Source organism: Dolichospermum sp. UHCC 0260 (assembly GCF_009711985.1).
In the GTDB taxonomy this organism is placed as follows: domain Bacteria; phylum Cyanobacteriota; class Cyanobacteriia; order Cyanobacteriales; family Nostocaceae; genus Dolichospermum; species Dolichospermum lemmermannii.
Genome location: NZ_VIKZ01000103.1, coordinates 1,592 through 3,676, shown reverse-complemented (window position 1 = coordinate 3,676; position 2,085 = coordinate 1,592). Strand labels below are relative to the sequence as shown.

General features: G+C 34.9%; 3 protein-coding genes. 1 reads left to right on the top strand and 2 read right to left on the bottom strand.

The annotated features are described in order from the left end of the window. Window positions 1-716 (top strand): Rpn family recombination-promoting nuclease/putative transposase (locus FJR08_RS22430; protein WP_168634633.1); only part of this gene is annotated, 716 nt, incomplete at its 5' end. A 73-nt stretch (window positions 717-789) separates the two neighbouring features. Here FJR08_RS22430 and FJR08_RS22425 read toward each other — a convergent pair. Together FJR08_RS22425 and FJR08_RS22420 are read right to left on the bottom strand one after the other, a co-directional pair. After that, window positions 790-984 carry a heavy-metal-associated domain-containing protein gene (locus FJR08_RS22425; protein WP_168634632.1) on the bottom strand — a complete coding sequence of 65 codons (195 nt, stop codon included), beginning with the start codon at window positions 982-984 and terminating at the stop codon, window positions 790-792. Between the two features lie 309 nt (window positions 985-1,293). Next, the coding region (locus tag FJR08_RS22420) for a tetratricopeptide repeat protein (protein ID WP_168634631.1) at window positions 1,294-2,085 on the bottom strand (792 nt) is incomplete at its 5' end.

Below are 2,085 nucleotides of genomic sequence, written 5' to 3'. Positions count from 1 at the left end.
GCTCTCCCCAATTAGCCGAAAGTTATCAATTTTCATCAGTTGAAGTTAAACAAACAGCCTTCAGAATAGATGGAGTTTTCTTACCTAACCAAAGCATAGATAACCCTATTTACTTTTTAGAAGTCCAATTTCAATTAGATGAGGATCTCTACGATAGACTCTTTGCCGAAATATTTCTTTACATTCGTCAAAACAAACCCAAAAATCGCTGGAATGCTGTAGTTATCTATCCAACTCGCAGCATAGATACAAGAGATATTCAGCATTATCAAGAATTCTTCACTAGTCAGCGGGTTAGAGTTATTTATCTCGATGAATTAGGAGAAACAACATCTTTACCCATTGGTATTGCTACAATAAAACTAATCATCGCTAAGGACGATAAGGCAATTACTCAAGCTAGAGAATTAATCAATAGAACTAAACAAGAGGTAAATTCTCAACTTCAACAGCAACAAGTATTGCAAATCATCGAGACGATTTTAATTTACAAGTTTCCGAGAATGAATAGGGAGGAAATAGAAGCCATGTTTGGATTAAGTGAGTTAAAACAAACCCGATTTTATCAAGAAGCAAAAGAAGAAGGACGGGAAGAAGCTAAATTAGAAACAGTTCCCGGTTTGATAGGATTGGGGTTAACTATAGAACAAATTGCACAAGTTTTAAAATTAAGTGTTGAAGAAATTAGACAGAATATAAATATAAAGGAGAAATAATTTCCAAATTTCCCATCATATTCAGCCGAAATAACAAAATCCCCGACTTCTCAAAGAAATCGGGGATTTGATTTTAAGCAGGAGGATAACCAGCAGCAGTCAAAGCTTCTTTAATAGCAGTTTCTGAAGCTTGAGTATCTACATTGACAAACTTGGTTTGAGGATCAGCTTCCACAATAGCATTAGCATCAACAGCTTTAACTGCCTTGGTTATATTACTAGCACAAGCAGAACAAGCCATTCCGGGAATAGTCAGTGTGATTGTCATAGGTAAAAAAGGAGTGGAAACTCAATTAAAAGTCACAAAAATATGCGTCTTAACTAACTGCATTATGCTTTAAAAGAAAGTATATCTTAAATCTTCTAGATTAATTAGTCAAGAAAGAACAATTGTTGATTTTTTGCGCCAGAAAAGCTAGTACCGCAGGGTAGATTTCCACCAATTTCCTGTGGTAGTTGACAGCCAAACACGAGTATAGTAACTTCGTACTATATAAATTTGGTTCTCAATGTCATCTACCTCTAAGATACAAGGTTGGGTTGACGTATGTTACCCAACACAGTAGGTTTTCTAACATTAACCCTGAATTAATGTTTGAAAATCTGGCTCATTTTTAATGTCATCAAAATCAATATCAGTTGCAGCATCTTCTCGATAACTGGGATTAAATTCCATAGCTTTTTGCAGATTTTCCAAAGCTAATTCCACCTTTCTTTGGAGTGCATAACAGGCAGCTTTATGATAATACGCGCTAGGATAATCAGATTTAATTTCTAATGCTTTATCAAAACTGATAATTGCTTGATCATCTTCTCCCAACATTACCAAAGTGTAACCCCGTTTATCCCAGACTTTAGGAGAATTGGGTTGAAATTCTAGAGCTTTATCAAAAGAAGTAACTGCATCTTCATAACGTTCTAATTCTAGCAAAGATAAACCACGATTTACCCAAGCAACTCCATCATCAGGTTTAATTTTAGTAGCTTTATCAAAACAGTTAAAAGCCTCTTGATGTTTTCCTAAATTTCCACAAGCCACACCAATATCACACCAAGCTTGATGATATTCAGGATTGATTTTAATGGCTTGATTATAGGAAGCTATAGCATCTTTATAGCGTTTTAGACGATTGAGAATTATCCCCCGTTTCAGCCAATTTTCTGGATTTTCAGGTTGAATTTTAATGAGTTGTTCGTAAACAGCTAAAGCATCTTCATGGCGTTTTTCTAAAAATAGCATTTCTGCTTGTTTGATATAATCATCAATAGAAACTTCTGGTTGTAATGGTTCTGGTGCTTTTTCTGGTGTTGAAGTAGGTGTAATTTCCGCTAACTCTTTGAGAATTATATCTTTACATTGTTGAGCATC